The organism is uncultured Desulfosarcina sp. (assembly GCF_963664155.2).
Lineage (GTDB): Bacteria > Desulfobacterota > Desulfobacteria > Desulfobacterales > Desulfosarcinaceae > Desulfosarcina.
On sequence record NZ_CAXXXH010000001.1, the window covers coordinates 2,956,096 to 2,969,127 of the forward strand.

The 13,032-nt window shown below is 55.4% G+C and carries 12 protein-coding genes; 9 read left to right on the top strand and 3 right to left on the bottom strand.

The window, feature by feature from the left end; genetic code table 11:
- Positions 1-128 precede the first annotated feature (128 nt).
- The 4 genes from ACHZBS_RS13575 to ACHZBS_RS13590 all read left to right on the top strand — a co-directional run bounded on the left by ACHZBS_RS13575 (position 129) and on the right by ACHZBS_RS13590 (position 4,388).
- Positions 129-1,634 carry a hypothetical protein gene (locus tag ACHZBS_RS13575; RefSeq protein WP_319407050.1) on the top strand — a complete coding sequence of 502 codons (1,506 nt, stop codon included), beginning with the start codon at positions 129-131 and terminating at the stop codon, positions 1,632-1,634.
- 160 nt (positions 1,635-1,794) lie between these two features.
- A complete protein-coding gene (surE, locus tag ACHZBS_RS13580) occupies positions 1,795-2,478 on the top strand; it encodes a 5'/3'-nucleotidase SurE (RefSeq protein WP_319407051.1) in 684 nt (227 codons plus the stop codon).
- Between the two features lie 4 nt (positions 2,479-2,482).
- The gene (locus ACHZBS_RS13585; protein WP_319407052.1) at positions 2,483-3,031 is read left to right on the top strand and encodes an NUDIX hydrolase; all 549 of its coding nucleotides are present in this window, start codon (positions 2,483-2,485) and stop codon (positions 3,029-3,031) included.
- A 259-nt stretch (positions 3,032-3,290) separates the two neighbouring features.
- The gene (locus ACHZBS_RS13590; RefSeq protein WP_319407053.1) at positions 3,291-4,388 is read left to right on the top strand and encodes an alkene reductase; all 1,098 of its coding nucleotides are present in this window, start codon (positions 3,291-3,293) and stop codon (positions 4,386-4,388) included.
- A 133-nt stretch (positions 4,389-4,521) separates the two neighbouring features.
- On the opposite strand, the gene ACHZBS_RS13595 is transcribed toward ACHZBS_RS13590, so the two are convergent.
- The 3 genes from ACHZBS_RS13595 to ACHZBS_RS13605 all read right to left on the bottom strand — a co-directional run bounded on the left by ACHZBS_RS13595 (position 4,522) and on the right by ACHZBS_RS13605 (position 8,142).
- On the bottom strand, positions 4,522-6,963 hold the full coding sequence (locus ACHZBS_RS13595; protein WP_319407054.1) for an SLC13 family permease: 2,442 nt from the start codon (positions 6,961-6,963) through the stop codon (positions 4,522-4,524).
- A gap of 69 nt (positions 6,964-7,032) precedes the next feature.
- On the bottom strand, positions 7,033-7,890 hold the full coding sequence (locus ACHZBS_RS13600; protein WP_319407055.1) for a ribonuclease H-like domain-containing protein: 858 nt from the start codon (positions 7,888-7,890) through the stop codon (positions 7,033-7,035).
- Between the two features lie 138 nt (positions 7,891-8,028).
- The gene (locus tag ACHZBS_RS13605; protein WP_394707988.1) at positions 8,029-8,142 is read right to left on the bottom strand and encodes a type IV pilin protein; all 114 of its coding nucleotides are present in this window, start codon (positions 8,140-8,142) and stop codon (positions 8,029-8,031) included.
- Between the two features lie 564 nt (positions 8,143-8,706).
- Here ACHZBS_RS13605 and ACHZBS_RS13610 point away from each other — a divergent pair.
- The 5 genes from ACHZBS_RS13610 (at position 8,707) to ACHZBS_RS13630 (ending at position 13,014) form a co-directional block, all read left to right on the top strand.
- The gene (locus ACHZBS_RS13610) at positions 8,707-8,973 is read left to right on the top strand and encodes a DksA/TraR family C4-type zinc finger protein (protein WP_319407057.1); all 267 of its coding nucleotides are present in this window, start codon (positions 8,707-8,709) and stop codon (positions 8,971-8,973) included.
- 352 nt (positions 8,974-9,325) lie between these two features.
- The gene (locus ACHZBS_RS13615) at positions 9,326-9,565 is read left to right on the top strand and encodes a hypothetical protein (RefSeq protein WP_319407058.1); all 240 of its coding nucleotides are present in this window, start codon (positions 9,326-9,328) and stop codon (positions 9,563-9,565) included.
- A gap of 108 nt (positions 9,566-9,673) precedes the next feature.
- On the top strand, positions 9,674-10,510 hold the full coding sequence (locus ACHZBS_RS13620) for a sulfide/dihydroorotate dehydrogenase-like FAD/NAD-binding protein (RefSeq protein ID WP_319407059.1): 837 nt from the start codon (positions 9,674-9,676) through the stop codon (positions 10,508-10,510).
- Between the two features lie 110 nt (positions 10,511-10,620).
- Entirely contained in the window at positions 10,621-12,033 is a 1,413-nt protein-coding gene (gene gltA / locus ACHZBS_RS13625) for an NADPH-dependent glutamate synthase (protein WP_319407060.1), read from the top strand.
- 90 nt (positions 12,034-12,123) lie between these two features.
- Complete coding sequence (locus ACHZBS_RS13630; RefSeq protein WP_319407061.1) at positions 12,124-13,014, top strand: phosphatase PAP2 family protein; 891 nt, start codon at positions 12,124-12,126, stop codon at positions 13,012-13,014.
- Positions 13,015-13,032: the final 18 nt, after the last annotated feature.

Genomic DNA, 13,032 nt, shown 5'->3' on the forward strand with positions numbered 1-13,032 from the left:
GCCTGGGCGGGCAACAAGTCTATTGGCTGAAAATGCAAGGGCAGTCACATCGGTCAACGGTTGCTGAGAAGAGCCTTCGTGAAGTGATTTCATTTTATCTTGACTATCGCCCTGATGGAGATATTTCGATGACCCGCAAGCGATCCCGAAATGAAGTGAACCGGCTGACATCGGCCCTTCAGACGCTCAATACCCGCTTGGCCAGACAGGCCCTGTCCCTTTGGCAGGGCCGAGCGCCCGCTGGTTCACCGGACCAGATATACGACGGATTCGAAGACATCCTGACCCCGGAAACCATTGCCGGAGTATCGGGTGTCCCGGACAAACAGGCCCGGATCCGCATCCGCCACGGACTGATCGATCACTACCTCCAGCGCAGGCTGATGCCCCACGAAACCGAAATGCAGGCCTGGAGCCGCGGCGCAGCCGCCCATGTGGACGGCGAAAAGATTTACTTTCCGGAAGTCATTCCCTGGTGCCAGAAATCCAGCACTCTGCTCAAGCGCCAGCGACTCCAGCAGGAGACCGGACCGCTGTGTAAACTGCTCAAACCCTTTGCCGTCAACTACTGGAACATCGTGCTGGAGACCCTGACCGATGAATTGGGGTTTGACAGCTACATCGACTACTGCAGCCGCAAAAAGGGCCTTGACTACCACCGGCTTTACCGCGAAATGAAAGCCCTGGTTGCGCGGACGGACGATCATTATTTTGCCGCCATGGAAGCGTGGAGCCGCCGGCGCTTCAATCGCCCCCTTAAGGAACTATCCCGGTTCGACGCCATTTACCTGCTCAGCCTCGGCCAATGGGATCGGCTGTGTCCGGTGGACAATCCCGAACCCACCTTGAGCTTTTTCAGCCGTTGGGGACTGGACCCGGCCCACCATCCCGGCCTTTACCTGGAAATCCAGCCGGCGGCGGGCAAAAGCGCCCAGGCCATCTCCGTCATGGTCCGGATACCCCAGGAGGTCCACATTCTCATGCGGCCCGAAGGCGGGTGGATCGATTTGGAAACACTCTGGCACGAGCTGGGGCACGGGCTGTCGGCCGTTACCACCGACCCGGCGCTGCCGGTGGTGGATCGCGAACTGGCCACGGCTTTCAACCTCTCCGAAGTTTACGCCTTCCTGTTGCAGCGAATAGCCCTGTCCCGACCGGTGCTGGAATCGGTGATGGGCCTGCCCGAGAAAACCGTCTCTACGATGATCTTCTATAAAGACCTGAAGGATCTTTCCGTCTTTCGCCGCTACGCTGCCAAGTTCATCAGCGAATATGAGATGTTCTCCGGGAGTGACCTGTCCGACGGAAGGCTCTATGCCGACACCATGGCCCGGATTACCGGTTTTTACCATCAGCCGGAAAGCCACCTCTTCGACCTCGTGCCCGAGCTGTACTGCGCGGACTACCTGCTGGGATGGATGGGAGAGGCCGTTCTGCACAACCATCTGCAATGCAATCTGGGCTGCAATTGGAGTCAGTCTCCCGAAGCCGGAAAAATGCTCAAGGGGTTGTGGCGTCAGGGAAACAGCCTGGACATTTTCTCTTTTTTCGAAGCGAACGGCATCGGAGAGCTCTCCCCCGCTCCCTTGCTGGAGCGTTGGGGCCGACTTGCTGATCGCCCCTGCCCGGATTGATCGCAGCCCAGGTTTCCGACCCTCCTGCCGGGGTAAGCGAAAGACTTATCAATAAAAAAGGGAATATTGCGGAAAAGACCGCATGGGGTTGCATTCTGATCGTTGGCTGGTATGATCCTGCCGTTGTTTTACCCAATCAGAAAAACCTGCGGAGCACCAATTGAAAATCGTCGTTACCAATGATGATGGCTTCGACCAGCCTGGACTGGCAGCCCTTGTCGAAGCTCTGAAACCGCTGGGAAAGGTAACGGTTGTCGCACCGGCGACGCCCCAGTCCAACGTGGGTCACCGGGTGACCATGAAGGCGTCTATCCGGGTGGACCGGCTGGACGAAGATACCTATGTGGTTCACGCGACACCGGCCGACTGCACCCGCCTGGCCGTCAAAGCGTTGGTGCCTGATGTCGATTGGATCATCGCCGGCATCAACCCCGGGGCCAACCTGGGCAGCGATGTTTACCAGTCGGGCACCGTTGCGGCTTCACGGGAAGCCGCCATTCTGGGCGTTCGGGCCGTGGCCGTGTCCCAATACATTGCGCCGGACTGGTCCGTGGACTGGACGGCTGCACGGGTGCAGGCCTCCCGTTTTCTGCCGGGAGTTTTAAACGAACCGCTGGCAGCGGGACAATTCTGGAACATTAACCTGCCCAGTCCCATCGATGCCGATTCGGACCTGTGCCGTCAGCACTGCCCCCTGGACAAACATCCCCACCGTTATCGATATGTCGAAGATGTAAAGGGGTTCCGTTATCATGGCATCATTCACGACCGTCCCCGGTCAACGGGAAGCGATGTGGACGTCTGCTTCGGCGGGATGATATCCATCACCCTAATGGAGATATGAGCGGATGAATTTCTGTTCCCAGTGCGGCGGACCGGTCGCACTCAAAGTTCCCGTCGATGATGACCGGCCTCGCCACGTTTGCGCCTCCTGCGGTGCGATCCATTACCAGAACCCCAAGCTCGTGGTGGGATGCATCCCCGTCTGGAAGGATCGTATCCTCATGTGCCGCAGGAACATCGACCCGCGCAAAGGCTGCTGGACCCTTCCTGCCGGTTTTCTGGAAAACGACGAAACCGCAGCAGCCGGTGCCCGGCGGGAGACTCTCGAGGAGACCGGTGCAACGGTTGCCGACCTGAGGCCTTATCTGATGGTCGATATCGTCCACATTCACCAGATATACCTGATGTTCTGCTGCCGCCTCGCGGCACCGGACTTTCACCCCACCCGGGAAAGTTCCGAGGTGAAGTTGTTCCGGGAAGCGGACATTCCCTGGGATGACATCGCCTTCAAGGTGATTGAGAAAACCTTGCACAGCTACCTGCAGGACCGGCCATCGGGCCGCTTTCCTTTCCGGACCGACAAAATCGAAAAACGGGATTTGATCGGACACTGAACCCGGTATGGATTTGAAAATTAGGTGCGGAGGCCTGATGGCCGCGGTCGGAATTCCGAATTGAGGCATTGGGGACCCAATGTATTGCGGGAAGGCCTTTCAGCCGTGCCCGGCTTCGTCTAATTCCGGATATATTTGCGCACAGGTCGGCTCCAGTTTCACGGTCCACTGCAAAACCTGCGAGCAAGCGTATGGGCCGGCTTGACATCAAGATGACCGGTCATAATTTGAACCATCGCCGAAATGAAAGGAAAAAAGCATGACGAATACACTGTTTACTGCATATACCCTGGGCTCCCTGAACCTGCCCAACCGCATGGTCATGGCGCCCATGACCCGCAACCGGGCCGATGAAAACGGGGTTCCCAAGCCCATGACTGCCACCCATTATGTCCAGCGCGCCACGGCTGGTCTGCTGATCACCGAGGCCACCCAGGTTTCCGAAAAAGCCAACGGATATATGTATACTCCAGGCATCTACACCGAAGACCAGGTCCGCGGATGGCAGGCCGTCACCGACGCGGTTCACCACAAAGGCGGCCGTATTTTCAGCCAGCTGTGGCACACCGGCCGGGTATCCCACACCCTGCTTCAACCGGACGGCGGGGACCCGGTCGCACCATCGGCCGTTAAGGCGGAGACCATGGTGTTCACACCCAACGGTTTCGAACCGCCCACCATGCCTCGGGCGCTGGCCATCGAAGAGATCCCGGCCCTTGTGGACCAGTTTGCGAAGGCGGCAGGGTTGGCAAAAAAGGCCGGTTTCGATGGCGTGGAAGTGCACGGCGCCAACGGCTATCTGATCGAGCAGTTTCTGAAAGACGGATCAAACCGACGCAACGATGCCTACGGCGGCGATATAACCAATCGGATACGCTTTGCCCTGGAGGTTGTGGGGGCAGCGGTGGAGGTGTGGGGGCCGCCGGGCCGGGTCGGGTTGCGCATCTCGCCGCGCGGGGTCTTCAACGGCATGCACGACTCCGATCCTCAGGCCCTTTACAGCCAACTGGCGGCGGCGCTGAACGACATTCCCCTGGCCTACCTGCATGTTATCGAACCGCTTCCCGGCCACCCCTCGTTCAAGAGCCAGGAGGAGTTCCCGCCGGTGGCGCCTGAGCTTCGAAAGATCTATAAGGGCACGATGATTATTAACGGTGGCTACGGGAGGGAAACCGGCGAAAAGGCCCTGTCCGAAAACGCAGCGGACCTGGTGGCCTTCGGTGTTCCCTTCCTGGCTAATCCGGATCTGGTGGAGCGATTTCGACGCAACGCCCCGCTGAACGAACCGGATCAGGACACCTTCTACGGCGGAGATGAAAAGGGGTACAACGACTACCCGTTTCTGGACAGACAGTAGCAAATCCGGGCATCCGCCCCCCAATCAACCCACGCCGAGCCCATGGTTCGGCGTTTTTTTTCGATCCGGATCTGCGGCCTGATAAATTTGTGCCGGATCATCCTGTATGAGTGCACACCTTCGGGGTGTTGAACTACATGTAAAAGGCATAAGTCATCGCCACCAGAATGGAAATATAGATGATCGCCAGCAGACTCCCGACTTTTATATAGTCCCTGGTCCGGTATGCCCCGGGGCCCATGTACAGCGCATTAACCTGGTGAGTCGGGAGGATAAAGGAGTTGGAAACTCCCAGGCCCACGACAATGGCCGCCACGCGCGGGTCCACGCCGATCTGGGTGGCTATGGAAATGCCCAGGGGAACGAGCAGCGTGCAGGCGCCTACATTCGAAATGACCATGGTAAACCCACAACTCAGCGTGGCCAGGACAATCAAGAACAGCAACGGAGACATGAGCGAACCGAGCCCGAGGACGATGCCTCTGGCGATCCATGCCGCCGTGCCTGTCTGATCCATGGCCATCCCCAGGGGTATAAGCCCTCCCAGCAAAAAGACGGTGCGCCAATCTACCGCTCGGTAGGCTTCATTGATGGTTACGACCCGGGTCATGATCATGCCGACGGCACCCAGCATGAGACAGACCGACAGCGGAATCGGATTATACGGTCGGTTTTGAAAATAGAAACTCGACAGAATCATCAAAAAAAGCGCCGCCAAAAAACAGGTCAGCGCCCAGCCTGATTTTTCAGGCTTGTGGAACTCTTTTTCAAAGGGCGTAATAATGATCAGGTTATGGTGAAGGTCTTCCAGGGCGTGCAATTGCTCCCAGGTTCCGTGTACGAGGACTGCATCGCCGGCCTGCAGGGGGCGATCCGCCAAGAGCCGGTAGTAGGTTTTGCCGGATTGATGGATAGCCAGGGGTGTCAGTCCGAATGTCTCACGGAAGCGAATTTCCCTGATCGTTCGGCCGATGAGGCTGGAGCGGGGGGAAACCACCCCCTCGACCATCCCTGCCAGTGACGGGTTGAACATATTATCTTTGAATATTTCAGGTTCCGCTTTCAGGACCAGGCCGAAATCCCTTACGAATCGTGCGACGGCTTTCACCGGACCGTAAACACACAGGATGTGGCCCGGTTCGATCGCACTCTCTGGAATCGGGGCGATGTCGGTTGTACCGTCGGATTTGGCCGAGGCTACGATGTTCACCAGAAAACGCCGGCGAATCTGCCTTACCGACTGCGGCCGAAAGGCCGGTTGGAAATTTTCCGGCACCGCGATCTCGAACGGTCCCTTGATCAACGGGTAGGAGCCGAGGATCCCCGTTTCATCACAGCCGGTTTCGTTGGGGCGGCATCCGGACGCGTGCTCGGAATGTCCCGCCAGCACACGCATGCCAACCGTGGACAGATAGGCAATGCCTCCCACAACCAAGGCGAGACCGATGGGCGTCAATTCCAGAAAACTGAATTTGGGCATTCCCGGCGGCAGGATATCGTTGAGCAGGATCAGGGGGCTTGTACCGATCATCGTCAGGGTGCCGCCTAATATCGCAGCCATGCCAATGGGCATGAGCACGCGGGAAATAGGAATTTTAAGCCTATAGGAGGCGACCAACCGGATGGCGGGTAAAAAGAGCACGGCCGCACCGGTATTTTGCATCACACTCGATATGACCGCGATCAAACTTGAAAAAATCACGGTGAGTCGACGAGAACTCGTGCCGACGGTTTTCAGCAGCGGTTGGATCATTCGATTGACCAGGCCGGCCCGGTTTAAGCCGTAGCTGATGATCATCACCCCGATGATGGCGACCACGGCGTTGCTGCTGAGGCCTTTAAATGTATCCTTGGCATTCAGCAACCCCAGTTCGGGAAGCAAGACCATCATGGCCATGGCGACGACGTCCACACGCACCCATTCCACGATAAAGAAAAAGATGGCGGCTGCGATGACCGCCAGCATCAACAGTTTCGTTCTGAGATGGGTATCGACTTCAAACGGTAAACGGGTATTGCCCATGTCCTGGACCTTGTTTCCGTCCGGGGTAGTCAGTTCCGCGTAAATGTCCATCCAAAACGTGTGCTTGCCTGAAATGGTTCTCGGGTTGACGCGATATTCAACCACCGCTGTCAGGGGCTGCGAATCGGGGTCGGCGGGCAGCGCAAATTTCACCAAAATATGCTGATGGGGTCTGTCCGGGTGCTGCCTGTCGATAAATGCAATGCCACTGTTGTCCGGAGAAGCGATCCAGATGGCCAGCGGCGTGGTAACGCTGCGGTCCCAAAGGGGAACGTTTCCAAAGGAACCTTCCGGTGCATTTAGGCGGGCCTCGAGTTCAAAACTGCCCGTTTCACCGGCAATCAATGTCTTCAGCTTTTTTTTCATCTGAACGGAAACAAAACGAGGCGAACGCGAAGGGGCGTGCGAGCCGGAAGTGTCCAGCTGCTGTGCAAATGACAGCGGAAGTGCAAACGCTTCATCAAAAGGGTGGTTGGCAATGAAAGGATTGACGACAATAACCGTAGGAACGGCCAGACAGACAACAACAATGAGCCATCTTAAGGTTCGCATGTTTAATTTCCTATCACGAACACGATGGAATTTCAAAAAAAATAGACGGCCTTTAAAGCTATAAATGGTCTACCATTGCGGTTGCAGGGAGCGGATAAAGGCCACCTCGTTGCGGTAGCGTGCGATGGTGCGCCGGTGGGCGGGAATTGGATTCGGGGGTATTTGCGGCACGGGCAGCCGGGATCGTAGATCAAAGGGGGTTTGGCGAACTTTCAGGTTATAGGCGGTGACCATCAGCGACTCCAGGTTGATGGCATCTTGCAGGTTGTAGGCGAGCAGGGTCTCCAGGGCCTGCTCGTCGCGGTTGCGCAGATAGGCCTTCCAAAGCACCACCGCGAACAGCCCGTCAATGTCCTCGAGATCGCCGCGGTGCATGTCCAGTTGCGCCTCGCAGCGCTTGAGCCCGCCTTTTAACCCCAGGCTGGCCAACACGTAGCGCAGGTCGATGTGGGCGTGATCCAGCGGTTGGCCAAAAAACCTTTCGATTACCGGGACATCGAAGCATTTGCCGTTGTAGGTCACCAGAAGTTTATAGCGGCGGATGTCCTCGATGAAGTCGTCCAGGTTTTGCCCATTTACGTAGGTGACCATCGCCGATCCGTCATACACGGCGATGGTGGAAATGGTGCAGTCTTCCTCCAGCCCCGTGGTTTCAATGTCCAAGTAGGCCGTCTGGTCGCGGAATTCGCTGAACAGCCGCCATTGATGGCTGGCGGGGATACGCCGGGCGAAGTACCCCGGATTCCGTCTATCCAGTTGATGCCGGGATTCGGTCAGTGCCTCGGCGATGGTTTTTCTTTTCGACGCTGGCAGCTTCAGCGCAGCATCGTCGAAAAAGGCATCCCACCCATCCACACCCGCTGCCCAGAAGCGCTGTTCGGTTTTCGGTCCGATGCCCGGAATATGGATAAAGGTCTGTCGAAGCATGGGGTGTCTCTTACCTGATTTAACCGACAATTGAAATGGTTATCGGTAGGATGGCAATCCCGGCACCTGCAGTTGATACCGGCGAAAAACAATGGCCGGTTAATGGGTTGCACCCGTTTCCACAACAGGGGAGAAGGTCTAATTGCAAAAGGCGATGAAGCTGGGGATGGCGATGGCCGCTAGGATACCGATGACAGCGATAACGATCATCAATCCGGTAAGTGTAAAACCTGTATTATCCATCTTTCTCATTTTCCCGGCATCTAAAGCTTCTTCGGATCACACACAATCTACTTTTTCAGTGGCTGATTTTGCCTTTCAGTGCGCTAAAGTCTTTGGATTTTATTGCGGCCTTGTTTTGTATCACCATCGCCCCCGCAAAATTTGGGTTGAATAAACAATGGCTGAACTGAAAACACCTTTTAATAGTTTTAAGCTAATCGGAATGAGTTTTTGAGAATTATTTGCAATTTCATTGCCATAACAATATATTTAAATATTTCTATAAGTTGGGGAACATGTCGGAGAATTAGGCGCGTGGAAAGGAAAAAAAGATGCAGGTTTTTGACAATTATTGTGAAATTGATTTCGCAGTTTGTCATGAAGCAGCCCTTGACGCGGCATGGGCTGCACGGCTTCTTTTTGGGTTGACTGCCAGATCCAATTTAGCGAAAATCTGAGGCGGATATAGAAAACGGCGGAGGAATCTTAGCATTTAATCTTGCCTGAAGCCTGGTGAGAAGTGTTGGCAGTGTTCGCATGCGCCCAAAATTATTTCAATTCAATAAGCGGAATCATTTCGAGTAGGAGCAAATTATGGCTGGTGGTTGGTCCCGGGATGGGGCGGTGCAGGATCAGATAGACGCCAGTGTGGAAGACGCAGTCAAACTGGCCAGGAGCCGGTTGCCTGATGGCGAGGGCCTGTCTCATTGTGAGGAATGCGAGACGGCTATCCCAGACGCTCGTCGCAGAGCAATCCCTGGTGTCCGTCTATGCGTCAGCTGCCAGTCAGCACTCGAAAAACAACAGGCGCCGCTCACGGACTTCAACCGACGCGGCAGCAAAGATAGTCAATTGAAGTAACCCGTTGATTTTGAATTATTAATTTCTATATCCATACTCCAAAAACAGATGAATTGGCTACAATGGGGATATGTCCCCCATTTTAAAAAAATGGGCGGTGGGGGCGTCTATATAAAGAAGAATCAGAATGCCTTGTAACCAATCTCGCATAACGGGATCTGTAATATCAGTGGAAATGCCATCAACCTCCGTTCCACTCTCACTCCTCAGAAGCCCCGGCAGATCATACCTCTGCTGGGGCTTTCTTCATGACAAGCGACCTTAACGACCCTGGCAATAATTCTCTTAACCCGCTGTCGATGCCATGGAAAATATGACAGAACTTGAATCCAAAGGAAATCGTTAACTGAAAATGTCTTTCGAGGAGCATCTTCAGGCATTTTCAGGAGTAACTATCCATCCGGCGGGTGAAACAGTTACGCATCCAGATCAAAAACGAGTTGCGCTGCTGGCCAATGGGTGCCTAGAACCAAAAAATGGGAAAAGAATAAAACTTGTAAAATGTAACTGCAAAAACTTAACTGGAATTATTTTAATATATATAGATGGTTATATAAATACCGGACAAATATTTGTTAGTCACGTGTTTTGAGCTTGATTTCAAAACCCGGGCATGTATATTAGCCAAGTTCAGCTTATTAATATAGGTAGGTTTTGCGGCAAGATGGCTGCAACGAAAACAAAGACGTGGAGGACGCACATGTTCAAAATCGTAAAACGGGAGGAGATGGCCGAAGGGACCGTGATTTTAAATGAGATCGAGGCCCCTTTGATTGCACGGAAAGCAAAGCCAGGACAATTTGTGATTTTGAAGGCCAATGAAGACGGGGAGCGGATCCCGTTGACCATGGCCGATACGGATCCGGACAAAGGCACCCTTACCATCATCTATATGGTCGTGGGTAAATCGACAGCCCTGTTCAAGACCCTCCAGGTGGGAGATGCCTTTCAGGACGTCATCGGACCGCTGGGCAAGCCCACCCATCTGGAAAAACTGGGCAAGGTGGTATGCGTGGGCGGCGGTACCGGCGTGGCCGTGCTGCACCCCATCACCCGCGCCCTGAAACAGATCGGCAACGACGTCACCTGCATTATCGGTGCGCGGACCAAAGATCTGCTGATTCTCGAATCGCAGATGAAGTCGGCGTCCCACGACCTGCGGGTCTGCACCGACGACGGGACATACGGGCACCACGGTTTTGTGACCGACGTCCTCAAGGAACAACTGGAGGGCGGAGACGTTAAACTGGTGGTAGGCATTGGGCCGGTTCCCATGATGCGGGCCGTGGCCAACCTCACTCGACCTTTTGATGTTAAAACCATGGTGAGCCTGAATCCCATCATGATCGACGGTACCGGCATGTGTGGGGGCTGCCGCGTATCCGTGGGTGGTGAAACCAAATTTGCCTGCGTAGATGGCCCGGAATTCGATGGCCACCTGGTCAATTTCGATGAGTTGATGCTGCGCCTGCAGGCTTATTGCGAGGAAGAGAAGGCCTGCTACGAGGATTTCTGCAACCTTCGGGATGCTACCTGAGCTGCGATCCGAATAAAATGGGATATTAATCCATATTGAGAAAGTTAACCTTGGGGTGAAAGACCGGTGAGCCGAGCAGCGCCCGGCAATTGTTGAGACGGAGGAAAAAAATGAAGGAAACAGCGGGTAAGAAAGAGAAGGCATCCCGTGTGGCGATGCCCGAGCAAAAACCAGAAATCAGAAGGCGGAATTTCGAAGAGGTTCCTTTAGGATATACCGTGGCCATGGCCCAGGAAGAGGCGGCCCGATGCCTCCAGTGCAAAAAGCCGGGTTGTGTGGAAGGATGTCCGGTGAGTGTAGACATCCCCGGATTTATCAACCTGATCACCCAGGGCGATTTCACCGGTGCCATCCGGCACGTCTGGACCAAAAATGCGCTTCCCGCCGTATGCGGCCGGGTGTGTCCCCAGGAGATCCAGTGTGAGGGAAAGTGCATCGTGGGCAAAAAGGGCGAACCCGTGGCCATCGGCAACCTGGAGCGGTTCGTGGCCGACTGGGAGCGGGAAAACGGCACCGGCGCCCTGCCTCCCCAAGCGCCCTCCACCGGTAAAAAAGTGGCCGTGGTGGGGTCCGGTCCCTCCGGCCTGACCGTGGCCGGCGACCTGATTCAAAAAGGATACGACGTTACCGTTTTAGAGGCCTTTCACAAACCTGGGGGCGTGCTGGTCTACGGTATTCCCGAATTCCGTTTGCCCAAAGCCATTGTCGCCCAGGAGATCAATTTCCTGGAACGTCAGGGCGCCAAGGTGGAAGTGAATTCCGTGGTGGGTCGTACCGTCAGCCTGGATGAACTGTTTGAAGATGGCTTCGAGGCTGTTTATTTGGGCGTGGGGGCGGGCCTTCCCCGCTTCATGAACCTTCCCGGTGAGAATCTGATTGGCATCCTGTCGGCCAACGAATACCTCACCCGGGCCAATCTCATGAAAGCCTACCGTTATCCGGACGTGGACACCCCGATTCCAAAGGGCAAGAATGTGGTGGTCCTGGGAGCCGGCAATGTCGCTATGGACTCGGCCCGCACCGCCATGCGTCTGGGAGCGGACAGCGTTAAGATCGTCTATCGCCGGTCCCGGGATGAAATGCCGGCCAGAGCCGCCGAGATCCACCATGCCGAGGAAGAGGGCATTGAATTCTTCCTGCTCACCAACCCAACCCAGTTCAAGGGGGACGAAAAGGGTCGGCTAACCGGCATGGAATGCCTGAAAATGGAACTTGGTGAGCCCGACGATTCCGGCCGCCGTCGCCCCATTGCCATCCCGGGTTCGGAATTTCACATGGACACCGACCTGGTCATCGTGGCCGTGGGATCCGGGGCCAACCCCCTGCTGACCCAGTCCACACCAGACATGCAATTGAACAAGTGGGGCTACATTATTGCCGATCCGGAAACGGGAAAAACCACCAAGAAGGGTGTCTGGGCGGGCGGCGACATCGTTACCGGCGCAGCTACGGTGATTCTGGCCATGGGAGCCGGCCGTAAAGCCGCCGACTCCATCCACCAGTACCTGACCTGGGGGTGGTAACCCCTTGATCCTTGATTGACCTTAAAGCCGGGCGGGGATTTGAATCCCGTCCGGCTTTCTTCTATGACGGCATAAAACAGGTCAGATAAAATGGCGGCCTTTTTATTTGACACCTCGTTGATCGTGTGGCTGCAGCAGTTCAGCCCGACGCTCGACCTGCCGTTTAAATTCATCACCTCCCTCGGCAACGAGCCATTTTTTTTCCTGTTCCTTCCTCTCGTCTACTGGTGCATCCATCGGCGTATCGGTGCCGGACTGGCCATTCTTTTTCTCATTTCCGCATCGGTAAACGCCATTGCCAAAGCCGCATTCGGCATGCCGCGACCCTTTATGGTTGACTCGTCGGTATTGCAGCTGGCAGCGGCCGGCGGCAACGGATTTCCCAGTGGCCATACCCAAGGGGCCATGGTGGTCTGGAGCTACCTGGCCGTCCGATTCCAGAAAATCTGGCTGTGGTGGCTGGCCGGTGCATTGATCCTTCTAATCCCGCTTTCGCGGCTCTACCTCGGCGTTCATTTTCCTGCGGACCTGGCCGGCGGGTACGTTATTGGCGGTCTGCTGGTACTATGCTTTTACAAAACCGAGCGACCGGTCGCCGAGATGATCGGAAGGTATTCACCGGGGATATGGATCTTGGTTCATTCTGCAGCCACCGTTGTGGCCGTTTTTGGGGTGAAGGATCAAGGGCCGTACGTGATCAGTCCGGTTGCCGCCTTGATGGGAACCAGCCTGGGTATTTTCCTGGAGCACCGCTGGATCGGGTTTCAAATCAATGCCGGCCTGGCAAGACGTTCAGCCCGCTACCTGGCGGGCGTCGGCGGCCTGTTGGTGTTCTATATCGGTTTGAAGACCGTCTTTTCCGGGATGGAACCTGCATGGCTGTTTCGATTTGTCCGCTATTACCTGGTGGGATTGTGGATTGCTGCCGGTGCCCCGCTGGTATTTAATCGGTTCATTACACAGCAAAAGCCGATTCAATGATTTGAATCGGCTTTTTGT

Excerpts from the sequence above, each read along its gene's own strand:
- ACHZBS_RS13575 (WP_319407050.1), top strand. The coding sequence starts at position 129 with ATGACCCGCAAGCGATCCCGAAATGAAGTGAACCGGCTGACATCGGCC.
- ACHZBS_RS13585 (WP_319407052.1), top strand. The coding sequence starts at position 2,483 with ATGAATTTCTGTTCCCAGTGCGGCGGACCGGTCGCACTCAAAGTTCCC.
- ACHZBS_RS13590 (WP_319407053.1), top strand. The coding sequence starts at position 3,291 with ATGACGAATACACTGTTTACTGCATATACCCTGGGCTCCCTGAACCTG.
- ACHZBS_RS13595 (WP_319407054.1), bottom strand. The coding sequence starts at position 6,963 with ATGCGAACCTTAAGATGGCTCATTGTTGTTGTCTGTCTGGCCGTTCCT.
- ACHZBS_RS13600 (WP_319407055.1), bottom strand. The coding sequence starts at position 7,890 with ATGCTTCGACAGACCTTTATCCATATTCCGGGCATCGGACCGAAAACC.
- ACHZBS_RS13605 (WP_394707988.1), bottom strand. The coding sequence starts at position 8,142 with ATGAGAAAGATGGATAATACAGGTTTTACACTTACCGGATTGATGATC.
- ACHZBS_RS13610 (WP_319407057.1), top strand. The coding sequence starts at position 8,707 with ATGGCTGGTGGTTGGTCCCGGGATGGGGCGGTGCAGGATCAGATAGAC.
- ACHZBS_RS13615 (WP_319407058.1), top strand. The coding sequence starts at position 9,326 with ATGTCTTTCGAGGAGCATCTTCAGGCATTTTCAGGAGTAACTATCCAT.
- ACHZBS_RS13620 (WP_319407059.1), top strand. The coding sequence starts at position 9,674 with ATGTTCAAAATCGTAAAACGGGAGGAGATGGCCGAAGGGACCGTGATT.
- gltA (WP_319407060.1), top strand. The coding sequence starts at position 10,621 with ATGAAGGAAACAGCGGGTAAGAAAGAGAAGGCATCCCGTGTGGCGATG.
- ACHZBS_RS13630 (WP_319407061.1), top strand. The coding sequence starts at position 12,124 with ATGGCGGCCTTTTTATTTGACACCTCGTTGATCGTGTGGCTGCAGCAG.